Annotated in this window: 21 protein-coding genes and 2 pseudogenes; 22 read left to right on the top strand and 1 reads right to left on the bottom strand. The window is 65.1% G+C overall.

What is annotated here, in order from left to right:
• Position 1 precedes the first annotated feature (1 nt).
• The 8 genes from lspA (at position 2) to D8767_RS21125 (ending at position 5,293) form a co-directional block, all read left to right on the top strand.
• Positions 2 to 502: a signal peptidase II gene (lspA, locus tag D8767_RS21085; RefSeq protein ID WP_003098955.1), complete on the top strand. Its 501-nt coding sequence runs from the start codon at positions 2 to 4 to the stop codon at positions 500 to 502.
• Positions 503 to 838: 336 nt separating this feature from the next.
• The gene (locus D8767_RS21090) at positions 839 to 1,150 is read left to right on the top strand and encodes a hypothetical protein (RefSeq protein WP_003108988.1); all 312 of its coding nucleotides are present in this window, start codon (positions 839 to 841) and stop codon (positions 1,148 to 1,150) included.
• 337 nt (positions 1,151 to 1,487) lie between these two features.
• On the top strand, positions 1,488 to 1,700 hold the full coding sequence (locus tag D8767_RS21100; protein ID WP_003116833.1) for a hypothetical protein: 213 nt from the start codon (positions 1,488 to 1,490) through the stop codon (positions 1,698 to 1,700).
• A 21-nt stretch (positions 1,701 to 1,721) separates the two neighbouring features.
• A complete protein-coding gene (locus D8767_RS21105; protein ID WP_003116832.1) occupies positions 1,722 to 2,114 on the top strand; it encodes a hypothetical protein in 393 nt (130 codons plus the stop codon).
• A gap of 182 nt (positions 2,115 to 2,296) precedes the next feature.
• Positions 2,297 to 2,983: a hypothetical protein gene (locus tag D8767_RS21110; protein ID WP_003116830.1), complete on the top strand. Its 687-nt coding sequence runs from the start codon at positions 2,297 to 2,299 to the stop codon at positions 2,981 to 2,983.
• An 83-nt stretch (positions 2,984 to 3,066) separates the two neighbouring features.
• Positions 3,067 to 3,804: a hypothetical protein gene (locus D8767_RS21115; RefSeq protein WP_003116829.1), complete on the top strand. Its 738-nt coding sequence runs from the start codon at positions 3,067 to 3,069 to the stop codon at positions 3,802 to 3,804.
• A 97-nt stretch (positions 3,805 to 3,901) separates the two neighbouring features.
• Positions 3,902 to 4,180, top strand: a complete 279-nt coding sequence (locus D8767_RS21120; RefSeq protein WP_003116828.1) for a hypothetical protein — start codon at positions 3,902 to 3,904, stop codon at positions 4,178 to 4,180.
• 288 nt (positions 4,181 to 4,468) lie between these two features.
• Positions 4,469 to 5,293 (top strand): hypothetical protein, encoded by an 825-nt coding sequence (locus D8767_RS21125; RefSeq protein ID WP_003098941.1) that lies wholly within the window; start codon positions 4,469 to 4,471, stop codon positions 5,291 to 5,293.
• A gap of 261 nt (positions 5,294 to 5,554) precedes the next feature.
• Here D8767_RS21125 and merR read toward each other — a convergent pair whose 3' ends face one another.
• Positions 5,555 to 5,962, bottom strand: coding sequence for an Hg(II)-responsive transcriptional regulator (gene merR / locus D8767_RS21135; protein ID WP_003098939.1), 408 nt, complete (start codon positions 5,960 to 5,962; stop codon positions 5,555 to 5,557).
• A 71-nt stretch (positions 5,963 to 6,033) separates the two neighbouring features.
• Here merR and merT point away from each other — a divergent pair, with 71 nt between their 5' ends.
• From merT to D8767_RS21205, 14 genes and pseudogenes are all read left to right on the top strand, one after another.
• Complete coding sequence (merT, locus tag D8767_RS21140; RefSeq protein WP_003116827.1) at positions 6,034 to 6,384, top strand: mercuric ion transporter MerT; 351 nt, start codon at positions 6,034 to 6,036, stop codon at positions 6,382 to 6,384.
• A 12-nt stretch (positions 6,385 to 6,396) separates the two neighbouring features.
• On the top strand, positions 6,397 to 6,684 hold the full coding sequence (gene merP, locus D8767_RS21145; RefSeq protein WP_003116826.1) for a mercury resistance system periplasmic binding protein MerP: 288 nt from the start codon (positions 6,397 to 6,399) through the stop codon (positions 6,682 to 6,684).
• Positions 6,685 to 6,694: 10 nt separating this feature from the next.
• Positions 6,695 to 8,383, top strand: coding sequence for a mercury(II) reductase (merA, locus tag D8767_RS21150; RefSeq protein ID WP_003098932.1), 1,689 nt, complete (start codon positions 6,695 to 6,697; stop codon positions 8,381 to 8,383).
• A 9-nt stretch (positions 8,384 to 8,392) separates the two neighbouring features.
• Positions 8,393 to 9,399 (top strand): annotated as a pseudogene (locus D8767_RS21155) (Tn3 family transposase); the annotation flags it as partial.
• A gap of 45 nt (positions 9,400 to 9,444) precedes the next feature.
• Positions 9,445 to 9,729, top strand: a complete 285-nt coding sequence (locus D8767_RS21160; protein ID WP_031629745.1) for a DUF3085 domain-containing protein — start codon at positions 9,445 to 9,447, stop codon at positions 9,727 to 9,729.
• 141 nt (positions 9,730 to 9,870) lie between these two features.
• Positions 9,871 to 10,321, top strand: a pseudogene (locus D8767_RS29760) (XF1762 family protein).
• 310 nt (positions 10,322 to 10,631) lie between these two features.
• Entirely contained in the window at positions 10,632 to 11,537 is a 906-nt protein-coding gene (locus tag D8767_RS21170) for a DUF3577 domain-containing protein (protein WP_003116825.1), read from the top strand.
• Between the two features lie 145 nt (positions 11,538 to 11,682).
• Complete coding sequence (locus D8767_RS21175; protein WP_003116824.1) at positions 11,683 to 12,510, top strand: DUF932 domain-containing protein; 828 nt, start codon at positions 11,683 to 11,685, stop codon at positions 12,508 to 12,510.
• Between the two features lie 94 nt (positions 12,511 to 12,604).
• Positions 12,605 to 13,294, top strand: a complete 690-nt coding sequence (locus D8767_RS21180; RefSeq protein WP_003116823.1) for a DUF3275 family protein — start codon at positions 12,605 to 12,607, stop codon at positions 13,292 to 13,294.
• Positions 13,295 to 13,388: 94 nt separating this feature from the next.
• On the top strand, positions 13,389 to 13,730 hold the full coding sequence (locus tag D8767_RS21185) for a hypothetical protein (protein WP_003116822.1): 342 nt from the start codon (positions 13,389 to 13,391) through the stop codon (positions 13,728 to 13,730).
• A 104-nt stretch (positions 13,731 to 13,834) separates the two neighbouring features.
• Positions 13,835 to 14,242, top strand: coding sequence for a hypothetical protein (locus D8767_RS21190; protein ID WP_003116821.1), 408 nt, complete (start codon positions 13,835 to 13,837; stop codon positions 14,240 to 14,242).
• Between the two features lie 16 nt (positions 14,243 to 14,258).
• Positions 14,259 to 14,519, top strand: a complete 261-nt coding sequence (locus D8767_RS21195) for a hypothetical protein (RefSeq protein WP_003090124.1) — start codon at positions 14,259 to 14,261, stop codon at positions 14,517 to 14,519.
• A 76-nt stretch (positions 14,520 to 14,595) separates the two neighbouring features.
• Positions 14,596 to 15,243: a hypothetical protein gene (locus D8767_RS21200; protein ID WP_003116820.1), complete on the top strand. Its 648-nt coding sequence runs from the start codon at positions 14,596 to 14,598 to the stop codon at positions 15,241 to 15,243.
• A 40-nt stretch (positions 15,244 to 15,283) separates the two neighbouring features.
• Complete coding sequence (locus tag D8767_RS21205; RefSeq protein ID WP_223224654.1) at positions 15,284 to 16,417, top strand: DUF6094 domain-containing protein; 1,134 nt, start codon at positions 15,284 to 15,286, stop codon at positions 16,415 to 16,417.
• The last annotated feature ends 24 nt before the right edge of the window (positions 16,418 to 16,441 follow it).

Here is a 16,441-nt window from a genome sequence, read left to right on the forward strand (position 1 = left end):
AATGGATGAACCATCTCTTCGCAAGACGCAGTGGTACTCACTCGCGATCGTTATATTCGCCGGCGATCAGGCAGCTAAGAGCTACATTGACGCGACAACTCCCTTGGGTTGGTCGCACGAGGTGGCGTCATTCTTCAACCTAGTTCACGCTCTCAATCCCGGCGCGGCGTTCAGCTTCCTTGCTGGCGCGGGCGGCTGGCAGCGGTGGTTTTTTCTGGCGATCGCGTTCGCAATATCGGCATGGCTCGCATGGCTGCTCTCCCGGCCGCTGCGCAAAACGGAAGGCCTTTCGTACAGCCTCATTCTGGGCGGCGCATTGGGCAACGCGTTCGACCGCGCCACGCGCGGGCACGTTATCGACTACATCGACTTTCACCTGCACGGCTGGCACTGGCCCGCCTTCAACATCGCTGACATGGCCATCGTGGGCGGGGCGATCGCGCTGGTGGCCCAGTCGTTCATGAGCGTGGAGAACCCGGCCGCCACAAAGGAGTCCCAGTGACATTGGGACGATCCGGAAATTCGCAATGCACACGGTGCAGGACACCAATCTGAAGAGAACGGCCCCCAGCATGAGCGGCCGCGGCTTGGCCCTCATGCTAGCGCCCACCGCCGCTTTTGCTGCAACGCCCTGTTGCGATGGCGGCGATTGCTGCAACGACGTCGCAATGCCTTGCTGTGAATAAACAGCACGCAAGCCAGTTGACCTGGCAATTATGAAAGTCCATCACGGCGATGCTGGCCTTTTTCGTTCCAATGAGCCGTCACGGAGAGGTGATGATGAAGCTATGCCGGGATCCTGCAAGCTTTAGGACGGTCTTCTTTACCGCATAGCGATATGCTGATGTCACCCGTTCGCCTCGCCTGGCAAGTACAAGTAGTTCGTCGCGGTTTTCTGGCCGTGTCCGCCCGCTTCGCTGGCCCTTTTGCCCCAAACAAGCGCAATCATGCCTGCGTTACCACCAAAGTTCGCCCCCGCCAGTTGCTGTTCCTAAAGGGCATCAAGCTCAACGCCATCGCCGACCGGCCAGCGTATTTCGCATCGCTGCGTGCCCGTCGGGGCCAGCCCATCGTCATCCTCGCAGAGCTGGGACCGGACGAGGCATTCGCCCTGTGGAAGCAGCATGTACTGGGCGACAGGCCTCGCTGACCCAGTTTCGCCTCATCCTCCTGACAGCCCCGCACTTATTGCGGGGCTTTCTTTTTTCCGCGTTCGCCAATCGGGGCTGTTGCAAATGCCGATTTCCGGCTGACGCGGCTCGCCTCGCGCATGAAGCTGCCCGCATGTGTCGCTGATTCGTCAGCACCATGCCAGCAGCCAGAGTTTCCAGGCTGCCGCGGATTCTTTCCGCGCTACCCGCCAGTCCGCCATCGCATCGAGTCTGCGGACGCGCGTCACCCGTGACGCCGATGCTTTTTTCTCAACCGCGTGCGGGAGCTGCCATCCCGTGAGGGACGAGGCCCCGCTTTTTCCAAGGAGCCCGTCCATGTCCCAGCAAGCCTCTTTCGGCCAGTTGGCCTTGATCCATTGCGGCAAGTTCCTGCCGCTCGAAATCCTGCATAGCGCCGCCGGCCACTACATCGGCACGCGCGATACAGAAGGTCCCGTTTCGCGGGAATCCTGCCAGTACTTCCGCAGCTATGCCGCGGCTCAACGTGCCCTCGAAAGAGGCGGCTGGTCCCAGCTCGCCACACCCTGATCCAACTGGAGGAACCACGTCATGAACCAGCTTTTGCCCCAGGAAGTCGTCGATCAGATCATGCGGGAAGAGCAGCATTTCGCCGCCGCGCCCCAAGCCTTCTTCGAGGTCTGGAAGCGCGGCGTCGAGATCGCAGGCCCGCAATGGTTTGGCGACGGCACGCGCGAAGGCCTGAACCAGGCAAAGAGCAAGTGGGATCTGCGTCCCGACATGCTGCGTGCCAACGACGCACTCGGCGTCCTGAGCAGCGGGGAACGCATGTTCCTGTCCGCCATGTTCAGCTTCTACAACGCGCGCGAGGGCGGTGCCATGCTCAAGCGCTGCCACTTCCAAGGACTGTCGGACTTCGATGGTCTCGATCTGCAACGTCGCCAGGTGATCGCCGACCTGCTGCTGAACTACAGCGGTTGGTGAGCCGGTCCCTGGCACACCTTCATCACTGCGTTCACGGGACCCCATGAGGGACATGCGCCTCGTTCGAGGCCATGTCCCTCGCGTTTTCTCCCCGCCCAGCGCCATCCGGCATCAGGCGGTTTCCCCTGCGGATGCCATCGTCCGCAAGGGCTGGCTCCGTTCATTCATCGAAAGGAGCCTTCATGGCCAACAACTACTACGAAGCCACCGGCGTTCTCGTGCTCGACCGTGTGACGCCCGTCATCCAGGCGCTGTTCGGCGCCTTCGCGCTGGACGAGAGCCACCCCGGCAACGGGCAGGCCTACATCGCCCAGATCGCCGAGACCACCAATCCGCAATGGCCGGACGTGCTCGATGGCCTGGAAGACCTGGCCACGCAACTCGGTATTCCGATGCCGGACGACGAAGGGCTGTCGATCCCGCCGCTGCTCGAACTGCTCGCCGTGCACTTCCGTGCCGATGAGGACGAAGAGCTGGGGAACTTGATCGACCGTCATTCGTTCGAGGACACCGCCGATCTCGACGCATTGTTTCTGATCGCCACCCGGTTCGATGACGGGCACCACCTGACCGCCATCCAGTTCGAGGGCTGCTGGTACTGCAGCAAGCCGCGGCTGTTCGAGTTCGGCGGCAACGGCTGCTACCTGAGCCGCGAGGTCCGCTTCATCAGCTCCTCCTCCCAGGCCCTCCAGCTCGGCGACCAATTGCGCAAGACCATTGTGGCCGCCGACATCGAAGAGGCTTCGGCCCTGATCGCGCTGGAGACCATCAATCTGCTGGCGGGCGTCAGCGACGAGCCATTCCGCATGAATTTGCGCCGGCGCGTCGCCGAGCGATTGGCCCAAACGCCAACGATCAGCGTCACCTGACGCTGTTTCCTTTCTTTCCACCCACCGGGGTCAATTCCCGGTGGCGGGGATTTGCTCCATCATTATTCTGTTGGAGAAATCCCATGTCCCAGAATCCCAATCCCTTTCTACGCGGCTACTGGAATCTGAAAATCGTCCGCACGCTGTCCATCAGCTACGAGGACGGAAGCCCGCATGTTTGGCGAAACATCCACCCGAGCCAGCAGCACCTCTGCGACGCGGCGCTGGTTTCTTCTCCTTGCATCATCACCAGCGACTTCGCGGTGGTCAGGACTGGCACCGAACCTGTCGGCGCCGCACTGATCGCCGAATGCGACGCGGCTGAAGGGGGCAGCGGCGAAGGCATGGTGGGTGCCGTGGTGTACGCGATCCACGGCGACGACTTCGACGGCCGCCCCGTCCACATTGGCGACACCTATTCGGCCGAGGCCGCACGGGAAGTCGTGCAGCGGTTGAGCTTCGAGACCGGCTACTACAGCCGGTGCTGGGAAATCAGCAGCGCGCACATCAGCCGCGAAACCGGCCAGTACCTGGCCAACCTGGCTGACCTCGCGACGCCGGAGGCCTTTTTGTTCATCGCGTTCCGGATTCCCTACAGCCCGGCGATCGGCGTCAAGCTGATCTCCACGCCCTGGACGGACCAGCACCTGCAGGACGTCGAGGGGATCGCCGCCGAGCAGCTTCGGCAGGAGCACCGCAGCAAGGGCATGCCGGACGAGCTGGCACAGATCCTTGAACTGGCCGGCCAGGCCGACGTGCGCATCCTCATCCTCGATGCCGACGCACCCGTGTTGCCGGGCCTATCGCTGGCCGGCGAATAGCTGCCACACACATCCCCGGCCTTCCTTGTCCTCACCGCATGCCGGCCCGGTCTCCCGCCAGAGAGCCGGGCCGGCGCACTTTCACAGGAGCGATCCCATGTTCCCCGACCTCATCACACCCGCATCCGACTTCGAGCACCAACTCGGAGCCTGCGTCAACGCCATGAGCCAGGAAGATGCCATCGGCCAGATCCTGGTATTCGAGCGCATGAGCGGCACGCTGCACATGCGCCATATCGCCAGCGCCGACCTGGTGGACACCGACGTGGACGACTACGAAATGGTCGTCTTCGACGGTGGCAACACAAGCGGCGACACGTGGAAACACGTGTTCTTTCCGCGTCAGCGCGAGCACTACTTCGTGTACCAAGCCTGATTCCTCCAGCCCCTTTCGAGGGGCTTTTTCTTGCCCGCAGCACAGGAAAACGGTTGTGGTGCGGTGCCGTTTCCTGCGGGCAGGCAGACCGCCCCAGGGCCATGCTTGCCCCATGTTCGTCGGCGTTGCCGGCACATGCCCAGGCAGTCGAGACCTTCGAGGCTGCAAGCGCGGGAAACCGTGCTGGTCGTTTCTTCCTACGGACCTACCGCGTCCATCCACGCCACCCACAAGGGACCTCTCCCTTGCGGGCGGGGAATCCCTTGTTTTTCCTCAAGGAGTTTCCCCATGGATCGTTCCCTCATCAAATCCATGATGCCTTCGCTGGTCGCAGGCCATGTGCCCCGCAACGTGCGGTCGTTCAAGTACCGCGTGTTCGATGATCAGCCGCTGTCCTCAACGCTGGGCTTCGCCATCGACCCCCAACCCTTCGACGGCAAGGTGGTCGCCGCGACCGACGATGCCATCGTCGTCAAGCTCAAGCCTTCCGAGTTCGCGGTGCTCGATCCCAGCCTGGTGACCACGGTTCCTGCCGAAGGCGCCAAGGTGCATGTCCAACCCTATGCCCGTCGTCGCTTCGACGGACTGCGCGCGGACACGCCGGAGGTCATCACCGAGGAGACTTCGGACGGCACGCCGTACACCATCACGAGGCACATCCTCGGCTCGGCGCCGGCCAAGCTGCCCATTCCCACGCCGCAGTGCATGGAGTTGGGCCAGCTCATCGAGCAGTTGGAGGAGATGCCGGCCCCCGATCGCTTCCGGCGCATCACCCACATGCTGGTGGATGCCGGTGCCCGCGACTTCACCTGGGTCGATCCCACGCCCTCCAAGATCATCGAGACCCCGCCGGCGATCAGCTTCACGGTCTCGACCGCGAAGTTCGAGGGCCGGGTGACGATCCTCTACGACCGCGGCGGAGACACCTACGTGGTGGAACTGCACCGTCAGAACGGTGAATCGGTCGAACTGGTCGATCGGCACGACGAGGTGTATTTCGACATGCTCGGCGAAGTGCTGGAGAGGCTCATCGACGACGGGCGCTGGCGCCAGATCGACGTGAGCATCCTCGACGCGAAAGCGGCCCGCAAGCGCCAGGCCGTCCCGGCATGACGCCCCGCAGCGAAACCGGGCGGTCCTGCGGCTGACCCGAGGCATCCGCCACGGCGTTCCAGCCGTTCCGGCCGCGTGCACTACAGGCCCTTCATCCCATCGGATGGAGGCCTTTCTCATTCTTCCACACAGGAGATTTCATCCATGTCACTGCGATTCAAAGGCGCTGACCTGCGCCCCGTGCTGACCGAAGCCATCGCCAATCAGGGGTCGTCTCAGAAAACGGAAAAAAATCGTACGCTAAGAGCCGAAGTGGGCCCTTTAGCAGCAATGCAAAGCTGCGATCAACGGGCAGGAAACATTGCCATGGTGCGCGTTGCACTCTCTCACTAGCGTCGACAGGGCCTCTTCCATCCGCGTGAGGTCCGCCATGCGTGCGCGCACATCGGCCAGCCGGTGAGCAGCCAGTTCGGCCGCCTCGCTGCAATGGGTGCCGTCCTCCAGTTTCAGGAGCTGGCCGACTTCATCCAGGCTGAATCCCAGGCGCTGGGCTGACTTCACGAACTTCACCCGCGCCACGTCCGCCTGCCCGTAGCGGCGGATGCGACCGTAGGGCCGCTCCGGCTGGGGTAGCAAGCCCTTGAGCTGATAGAAGCGGATCGTCTCCACGTTGACCCGGGCTGCCTTGGCGAAGGCCCCGATGGTCAGATTCTCTTGAGCGTTCTCCATGGCGCTTGACTCCGTAGTTGACTACGGAAGTAACGTTACAGCATCAAGCGAAGTCCCGGAAGGAGAACCTTATGTCGGAACCCAAGAACGGCTGCGGCGCACTGGCGACCGGCGGCGTCGCGGCCGTCCTCGCCTCGGCCTGCTGCCTCGGCCCCCTTGTCCTGGTCGCGCTCGGCTTCTCTGGCGCGTGGATCGGCAACCTGACCGTGCTGGAGCCGTATCGGCCGATCTTCATCGGCGCAGCGCTCATCGCGCTGTTCTTCGCCTGGCGCAGCATCTTCCGACCAGCCCATGCCTGCAAGCCCGGCGACGTTTGCGCCGTGCCCCAAGTGCGGACTGCCTACAAGGTGATCTTCTGGATCGTGGCCGCCCTGGTTCTGGTTGCCCTCGCGTTTCCCTACGTCCTGCCGCTGTTCTACTGAAAGGAGATCACCATGAAGAAACTCACCACCCTCACCACCCTCATCGCCCTGGCCGCCGCTCTAAGCGCGCCCGCCTGGGCTGCCACCAAGACCGTCACCCTGTCGGTGCCCGGCATGACCTGCGCCGCGTGCCCGATCACGGTCAAGACGGCTCTGTCCAAGGTCGCCGGCGTCGAGAAGGCCGAAGTCAGCTTCGAGAAGCGGGAGGCCGTCGTCACCTTCGACGAGGCCAAGACCAATGCCGACGCCTTGACCAAGGCCACCGCAAACGCGGGTTACCCGTCCAGCGTCAAGCAGTGAGGGCGTAATCATGGCCGAGGCGATCACCCTCCACATCGAAGGCATGACCTGCACGTCGTGCGCCGAGCACGTCCAGCAGGCTTTGACGAACGTGCCCGGCGTGCGCGCGGCCTCGGTGTCCTATCCGCAGCGGCAGGCCGAAATCGAGGCGGATGCAGGCGTGAGCGTGGCCCCGCTGGTTGCCGCAGTGGCCACGCTCGGCTATCGCGCACGGCTTACCGACACGCCGAACAAGCCTGCCGGCCTGCTAGACAAGGCGCTGGGCTGGCTCGGTGGCGAAACGAAGCATGTTGGCGGTGAACAAGCGCTGCACGTGGCTGTGATAGGCAGCGGCGGCGCGGCGATGGCGGCTGCCTTGAAGGCCGTGGAGCAAGGCGCCCGCGTCACGCTGATCGAGCGCGGCACCATCGGCGGCACCTGCGTCAATGTCGGCTGCGTGCCGTCCAAGATCATGATCCGCGCCGCGCACATCGTCCACCTGCGCCGCGAAAGCCCGTTCGATGCTGGCCTGCCGGCCGCAGCGCCCGCTGTACTGCGCGAGCGGCTGCTGGCCCAGCAACAAGGCCGCGTCGAGGAGCTGCGCCATGCCAAGTACGAAGGCATCCTGGCAAGCACTCCGGCCATCACCGTGCTGCGCGGCGAGGCCCGGTTCAGGGACACGCGCACGCTGACCGTGGCGACCGCTGACGGCGGCACGCACGAGGTGAACTTCGACCGCTGCCTGATTGCCACCGGCGCGAGCCCGGCGCTTCCGCCAATCCCGGGCCTTGCGGACACACCCCACTGGACCTCCACCGAGGCGCTGGAAAGCAGCTCGCTCCCCGAGCGGCTGGCCGTGATTGGTTCCTCCGTGGTGGCGGTCGAGTTGGCGCAAGCCTTCGCCCGGCTGGGCAGCCAGGTCACGATCCTGGCGCGCAGCACGCTGTTCTTCCGAGAAGACCCGGCCATCGGGGAAGCCGTAACAGACGCCTTCCGCGCCGAGGGCATCGAGGTGCTGGACCACACCCAGGCGAGCCACGTTGCCTATGCGGGCGGGGAATTCGTGCTCACCACCGGGCAGGGGGAAGTGCGCGCCGACAAGCTGCTGGTCGCCACCGGTCGCGCGCCGAACACGCGCAGCCTGAACCTTGAAGCGGCAGGCGTCGAAGTCAATGCGCAGGGAGCCATCGTCATCGACCGCGCCATGCGCACGAGCGCACCGCACATCTTTGCTGCCGGCGACTGCACCGACCAGCCGCAGTTCGTCTATGTGGCGGCGGCGGCCGGCACGCGCGCCGCGATCAACATGACCGGCGGCGACGCGGCGCTGGACCTGACGGCGATGCCGGCGGTGGTGTTCACCGATCCGCAGGTGGCGACCGTGGGCTACAGCGAGGCGGAAGCGCACCACGACGGCATCGAGACCGACAGCCGGCTGCTGACGCTCGACAACGTGCCGAGGGCGCTCGCCAACTTCGACACGCGCGGCTTCATCAAGCTGGTGGCGGAAGCTGGCTCAGGGCGGCTGATCGGCGTACAGGCGGTCGCGCCGGAAGCGGGCGAACTGATCCAGACGGCCGCGCTGGCGATCCGCCACCGGATGACCGTGCAGGAGCTGGCCGACCAGTTGTTCCCCTACCTGACCATGGTCGAGGGACTGAAGCTCGCGGCGCAGACCTTCAACAAGGACGTGAAGCAACTGTCCTGTTGCGCCGGATGAGGAAAAGGGAGGTGTTCGATGAACGCCTACAGCCGCGCCAACCGCCGCATCTACGCGGCCTTGTCCGATCCCCTGTCGGCCACCCACCGGCACCGCCTCGACGATCTGCTCAAGCGCCACGACAACGGCAAGACGACCTGGCTGGCCTGGCTGCGCCAGTCGCCCGTCAAGCCGAACTCGCGCCACATACTCGAACACATCGAGCGCCTCAAAGCCTGGCAGGCGCTCGACCTGCCTTCCGGCATCGAGCGGTCGGTGCACCAGAACCGCCTGCTCAAGATCGCCCGCGAAGGCGGCCAGATGACGCCCGCCGATCTGGCCAAGTTCGAGGCACAGCGCCGCTACGCGACCCTGGTGCGCTCGCCATCGAGGGCATGGCCACCGTCACCGACGAAATCATCGACCTGCACGACCGCATCCTGGGCAAGCTGTTCAACGCTGCCAAGCACAAGCATCAGCAGCAGTTCCAGGCGTCCGGCAAGGCGATCAACGCCAAGGTGCGGCTGGCCACCTCGATCAAGCAGGGCACGGTGACGGCCTCGCTGATGCTCAGGAAACTCGGCAGCTACCCGCGCCAGAACGGCCTGGCCGTGGCGCTGCGCGAGCTGGGCCGCATCGAGCGAACGCTGTTCATCCTGGACTGGCTGCAAAGCGTCGAGCTGCGCCGCCGCGTGCATGCCGGACTGAACAAGGGCGAAGCCCGCAACGCGCTAGCCCGCGCCGTGTTCTTCAACCGGCTGGGCGAAATCCGCGACCGCAGTTTCGAGCAGCAGCGCTACCGGGCCAGCGGCCTCAACCTGGTGACGGCGGCCATAGTGTTGTGGAACACGGTCTATCTGGAACGGGCCTCAAACGCCTTACGCGGTCACGGCCAGACTGTCGATGACGCCCTGTTGCAGTACCTGTCGCCGCTGGGCTGGGAGCACATCAACCTGACCGGCGATTACCTCTGGCGCAGCAGCGCCAAGATCGGCGCGGGCAAGTTCAGGCCGCTACGACCGCTGCAACCGGCTTAGCGTACGATTTTTTCCGTTTTCTGAGACGTCCCCAATCAGTGCCGCATTGTCCTGGTCAAGGATCAGGGCGTGTACTTCCTCGCCGAGCGTGGGGAGCGTCGCCCGGATGGGCGCCAGGCACTGCTCGCCTACGCCGTCGGATGCAACCCGGACACCGACCCGTTCGATGACTGGTGGCACCTCGCCGGCCGCGAGCTGGGCGGCGATGACTTCGCGGAGTATTTCGACCCGAAGGACGGCCTGTTCACGCGCCTCCAGCACTCGGCGGACGATCTCGTGCTTTCCGCCACCGCCACGCACCTGTCCTTAGCAGTGGTGCCTCCCGCCTGACGCGGCAACCGCCTCGCAGCCCCCGCATCGGGGGCCTTCTTTTGTTCGCACCGCCGCCATCGCCGCGCGTGCGCGTTTGTCTCCAGCCGCCGAGGCACGCCCCGCCGGCCACAACGCCGGCATGCCACCGGAGACAACCGCATGAACACGCCATCGACCTCGCCGAGGCTGCACCTCCTACCGGTGTCGCTGCGCACGGCCAATGCATTCGTTCTGTCGCACCATCGCCACCACCGCCCGGTCCAGGGCGCGAAGTTCGCCCTGGCCGTCACGCTGAGCGACAGCGACCTGATCCACGGCGTGGCCATTGTCGGCCGCCCGGTCGCGCGGCACCTGGACGCTGGAAGTCACGCGGCTGTGCACCGACGGCACACCCAGCGCCTGCAGCAAGCTCTACGGCGCGGCCTGGCAGGCGGCAAGGGCGCTGGGCTACATACGCCTGCTCACCTACACCATGCCCGACGAAGGTGGCGCCAGCCTGCGCGCCGCCGGCTGGCGGCTGATCGGCGCGCGCGGTGGCGGCGCCTGGAGCCGTCCCGGCCGTCCGCGCGCCGATACCCCCGAGCACCTGCGCGGCGCCAAGTGCCTGTGACAGGCGCCGGGTGGCGCGGACAAAGGGAAGCGCCCGGGTGCCGATTGATTGCTGCCGCGCGCGCGAGGCCCCGCCATGCTGGCCCCATGCCTGCTGACGTCGTCAGCGACATGCCAGGCAACCATCGGTCTTCGAGGTTGCGGCGCAGTTCCCACTGCGTGACCGAGCCAGCTCGCACCGCATCCTTCCGCGAGCGGCCACCAGCCTCTGGTGGCGGATGCTTTCGCCTTATCAACCCACCGCGGGGTCACGCACCTTCCCCGCATGCGTGGGCCGGTGTGTCTCCGCTTCATCCCAATGGAGATTCACCATGAACACCACGTCCAACGAGAAATCGTATTTCGACCTCCACACCTCGGGCATCGGCTACATCCAGCGTGTCCGTGAAGTGCCCGTCCGGGGCGGCCGCCGTGCGCAGCCTTTCCTGGCATGCACCATCGCCGCGCTGGTCGGCCCCGCCCGGGACCCCAGCTACCGCTACTTCGACGTCAAGGTCTCGGGTGCCGAGGCCAAGAAGCTCGTTCAGCGCTACATCGGCGTTGACGATCCCAAGCAGCGCCCGCTGGTGCGCTTTCGCCTCGGTGACCTGTGGGGCGATGTGTACATCCGCGACAAGGGTGAGCAGAAGGGTCAGGCCGCCGCGTCCCTCAAGGCGCGACTGCTCAAGGCCGAACTGATCGACCGGGCCGAACTGGCTTCGATCGAGCAGCACGAGTTGATCACCCGCGGCATCGGCTATCTCAATCGTGTGAAGGACGTCACCCCAAAAGCTGGCGACTCGTTCCTCTCTTGCACCGTCGCGGCACTGGCCGGGCCTGTCGATGAACCGGAGTATCGGTACTTCGACACCATCGTCGCCACCCCGGAAGCCGAGCACCTGGTTCGCCGGTGCGTTCAGGCCGTCGAGGGTGACCGCAAGGTGCTGATCGCCTTCCGTCTGAACGACATGAAGATCGATCCGTACATCCGCACCAAGGGTGAGCACGCCGGGGAACCGGCCGCCAGCCTGGAATCGACGCTGGTCCACATCGGTCTCATCAAGATCGACGGCACCCAGGTCTATCCGACGAGCCAGGCGCAAGCCGAGGCGCCGCCGGCCGAAGACGCATCCGCGTCCGAAGCCGACGATGCCATCGACACGGCCACCGAGCCCGCCGAGCGCGAGCCCGAGGCGCAAGTCCAGGAGCAGGAGCCGGCATTGGCTGCTTCGTTCTGATCCGGCACGGCCTCTCACGGGGCCTTGTCGCTTTTCCTCCCCACGTACGCCGCGTCCCCAGGACGCGTGCTTGCGCATTTCATCCCCCGAGTTCCGCGTGGTCTCACGGCCACGCGGTTGTCGAATTTCTCAAAGGAGATCAGCCATGTCTCTGGTATCCCGCTTTGCTCCGCAATCCCCGATCCTGCGCTCTGATCGCCCACTCTCGGACGACCGCATTCGTGCCGTCGTTCCGTCGATCTTCGCCGACGCTCCACATGGGAGCCGGTCCGATCGGTATGCCTACATACCGACCTCGACCGTGCTGACCAAGCTGCGCCAGGAGGGCTTCGAGCCCTTCATGGTGTGTCAGACGCGCGTGCGCAACGAAGACCGGCGCGAGTACACGAAGCACCTCATCCGACTTCGCCATGCAAGCCAGATCAACGGCGACGAGGCGAACGAGATCATCCTGCTCAACAGCCATGACGGCACGAGCAGCTATCAGATGCTCGCCGGCATGTTCCGGTTCGTCTGCCACAACGGCCTGGTTTGCGGTGACACCACCGCAGACATCCGCGTTCCCCACAAGGGCGACGTGGCCAGCCAGGTGATCGAAGGTGCCTACGGAGTCCTCGAAGGTTTCGAGCGCGTGCATAACGCGCGCGATGCGATGCGCACCATCACCCTCGATGAGGGCGAAGCGGAGGTCTTTGCGAACTCTGCGCTCGCACTCAAGTACGACGATCCGGCCAAGTCCACGCCTGTCACCGAGAGCCAACTGCTGGCCCCTCGGCGATGGGACGACCGCAAGAACGACCTGTGGGCCGTCTTCAACCGCGTCCAGGAGAACCTAGTCAAAGGGGGCCTGAACGGACGCACGGCCAACGGCCGCAATCAGCGCACCCGTCCGGTGCAAGGCATCGACCAGAACCTGCGCCTGAACCGGGCGTTGTGGCTGCTGGCCGAAGGCATGCGCCAGCTCAAGGCGTGATGCCACGCGGACCTCGCCCACCTCGGGCGAGGCCATTTCCTCTCATCCACCGGGTGCCGTCGGCGGCCCGTCATTCATCATCAGGAGAACCATCATGGCAACCCCATCGGCTTCCGAGAAATCTGTTGCGCCCATCGTCGTCCCCGGCCAGCTCACGCTGCGTACCATCCGCGGCAAGAACGGCCCGTTCACGGTTGGCCGCCTCGCGACGCACCTCGGTACTTTCGAGGTCAAAGACCCGGAGCTGGAGCAGTACCCCGAAGGCAAGTACGACGGGGAATTCATCATCAGGTACATCTTCCCGAAGTCCTATCCGGTCGGCGGCGGCATGCGGTTCGAGATCCGTGCCAGCCTCGACGGCATGACGCTCAACGGCATCGACAAACTCAGCCGCGACGAAGCCCGCAGCTTCGCCACCCAGGACGTCGATCCGCTCGATGAAGAGCAAGGGGCGCAGCCTGCGGCAACGCCGGCCAAGCCCACCAAAGCGTCCAGGCCCGCCAAGCCCGCACCCGTGCAGGCGTCCGCGGACCCGCTGGTCGATACCACGCCCTTCGGCGTGGATGCGCCACCGCCTGCTACGGCCGCTGCCCCCGGCAGCACCGAAGACGGTGACGCCGCGCTCTTCGGCCTGCTGTGGCCGCTGGGCGAGTCCGTGAAACTGGATTCGACCATCGACCGCCGCACCCTGCGCGCGCAGATCGCCCGCCTGGGCGAGCTGGGCTACGCGCTGGACTTCAAGACGCAGGAGTGGAGCCGCCAGGCCGAACCAAAACCTGCGTGATCGCAGACGCCGCATGCGCGGTGTTCTTCATCCACCCGCCGGGGTTCCTTTCCCATGCGGGGGAGGCCCTGGCCATTTTCTGGAGGTCTCCATCATGTCCACCATCGCTTGCGATACCCCGCGTTCAACGCTGGATGAACCCGCGTGGCGGGACCTTTGCAAAGCGGCCGCCGCACACGCCCAGCGCGGTTGCGGCTTGTCCTACGACCACTACGTGACGCTCTTCAGTTCGGCGATCGACGCACAGGCCAATCGTTTGCCGGATGAGCAACGTGCTCAGGCTCTCGAAATCGCGGCCCAGGAATGGGACTACGCAACACCTGCCGAACGGCAGGAAACCCAGGACTGGAATGCGGAGCATGGCTATTGCTCGCACGGGATCGAGTTCGGCTACTGCCCGGCCGGTTGTGATCGAGACGATGACGACTGGGATTGAGGGCGACGCATAGGTTCCTTCGCCGCAGATGCGGCATTCCATCACCCGCTGGGGGTTCTTCCCCACGGGGAGGCCTTCAGCTCAACTTTTCGAGGAGGCCTCTCATGGGCTGGTATTTCTCAAACCAATCGCGGTCCGAACTGATCGCGGAACTGATCGCACCGCAAGAGACCGAGCGCGCCAGCGTCAAGGTCATCGCTCACACCCTGCGCGGCAACGTGCTGTGGTCCGTCGCCGAAGTGACCGCCAAGGTCGAAGGCGTGCATCGTGATCTCGCACCGGGCCAGTCCCTGCGCTACATCCGCTGCGATCTGCTTGAACGAAGCGGCGGCCAGTGGGGCTACAAGTCCTTGGACGAGTCCATGCACCCGTACTACTACACGTGCCCGCTGTCCTATCTGGACCTCGCACCGGAGCAGTCCGCCGACTGGCGTGCAGGCGTTCGCGCCTACCACGCCCGGCGGCGCACACCCACGGCATCCGCGGCATCCGCCGCGGCGTCGATGGCCTGAGCCAGGAGGAACCGACATGGACCCGATCCTGGCAACGCTTCCGCCCTCGTTGCTGGCACTCGTTGAAGGGAGTTTGTCCAACGACGAAGTGTCCTCCGACGAGGAAATGCTGGCGTACTTCATCGACAACGGCCTCACCGAGGACCAGGCACGGCAGGCACTGACCTACCGCGACCAGTACCTCAACAACATCTACCTGGAAGGCTTCACGCCGATCACTTCGGCGGACGAGCCGCTTCACTTCAACCCGCACACCCGGCAGTTCGAGCCGGACTGAGCGGTTTTCTTCCACCCCCTGGGGCAGTACTTGCCCCAGCGGGCGGTGCTGTTCCCGTTCATCCGAGGACACCACCATGCCCGCAAACACTTCTTCCACGCTGTACCGCATCGACGAATGCCCGGACGTGATGGCCGACGCCTGCGTCGGCGATGACCAGGGCAACCTGATCTTCCTGTCCATCTGGGCGCGGGACACCGCCGTCCAGCAGTTCCTCGCTCGCCTGACCCTCGGGCGCGACGAGCAGGGACTGGACCAGTTCCACGTCATCACCGACCAGGGCGGCAGCGTCCCGGTATTCATCGGCAACGTCGATCGCCTGGAAAAGCGCATCACGCGCGCGTACCGGCGGACGCTGTTCGGCTCGCTGTCCAACGTGTGGCTGTTCGACCGGCGCTGCGTCAAGCCCGACAAGGCCAACGCCAGCGCATTGGCACTGCTGCCACGCGACAGCGCCCACAGGCTTGACCGCCTGTGGATGCTGGTGCGGGACACCTGCCCGTTGCCGCTGCTCGATCACTGGCGCGAGACCGTGCTGGAACTGCTGCAAACCCGCGAGATGCTGGCCCGCCTTCCGTTCGCCCTCGGGCCGCTGGAAGGCCATCGGCTCGCCATCGACGTGCCGGCGCTGACCCTGGCGCTCGGCTCCCTGATCCGCAGCGACGCGCTCACCGCCTATCCGTATCCGGCCAAGATTTGGACGCCGGAAGCGGTAGCGGCTTGACCCACCCTCGGAGGCACGCCTTGGCGTACTTCCGTGTTTCATCCCCGCCAACCAGGAGACTTCCATGGCCCTCATGTTCCCGCGGCTCGCCCGCAATTTCGTCAAGAACGGATATTTCCCGACCGACGAACCCACGCTCGAAAGAGCGCTCAACGCACTGATGCCCAGCGACGGGCCGATGTGCATCCTCGATCCCTGCGCCGGCGAAGGCGTGGCGATCGCCGAAGCCGCCCATGCCCTCGGGCGCGAGCAGGCAAAGGCGTTCGCCGTCGAGTTCGACGCGGAGCGGGCGCGCCATGCCCGCGGCCTGGTCGATCACTGCCTGCACGCGGACCTGATGGACACGATGGTCTCCAAGCAGTCCTTCGGGCTGCTCTGGCTCAACCCGCCGTATGGGGACCTGTCCAAGGACGTCAACGGCAACATCGGCTATCAGGGCCAGGGCCGTGCCCGCCTTGAAAAGCTGTTCTACCAGCGCACGCTCTCGCTGCTGCAATACGGCGGCGTGCTGGTTTTCATCGTCCCCGGCTACGTGCTCGACGCGGAGTTGGTCGGCTGGCTGACGCGCCACTACACGGACCTGCGCATCTACCGAGCGGTGGAGACGCAGTTCAAGCAGGTGGTGATCTTCGGACGCCGGGTGCGCCAGCGCGAGCAGGTGCCCGATGGCGTCAAGGCCGTGCGCAATCTGCTGTTGCAGGTAGGGCAAGGCGAAGTCGAAGCCGAGGAACTGCCGAGCGAGTGGCCGTTCCTGCCGTACATCGTCCCCGCCAGCCCGGCCGAGCCAGAGCATTTCTTCCGCGTGACGATGGAGCCCGAGCAGTTCGCCGATGAGGTTGGCAGGCTGCAAGGCTTGTGGCCATCGCAGGACACGCACCTGGGGGCTGCGCAGCAATCGCTGCGTCCACCGGCGCGGGCCTTGTCCCGCTGGCATCTCGCCCTGGCTCTGGCCGCGGGTGCGATCTCGGGGGTTGTGCGCTCCAAGACCGGGCGCGTGCTCGTCGTCAAAGGTGACACCCACAAGGACAAGACGCTCCAGCGGGAGTTCACCGAACGCGAAGACGGCTCCATCGCCGAGACCCGCATCCTCACCGACAAGTTCGTTCCCGTCATCCGCGCGTGGGACATGACACCTGGCTCCGCGACACGGGGCGAGGTGTTGACCATTCGCTGATCCACCGGACGCGCTGCCGTCCTG

It is taken from the genome of Pseudomonas sp. LTGT-11-2Z, from assembly GCF_003691445.1.
In the GTDB taxonomy this organism is placed as follows: domain Bacteria; phylum Pseudomonadota; class Gammaproteobacteria; order Pseudomonadales; family Pseudomonadaceae; genus Aquipseudomonas; species Aquipseudomonas monteilii.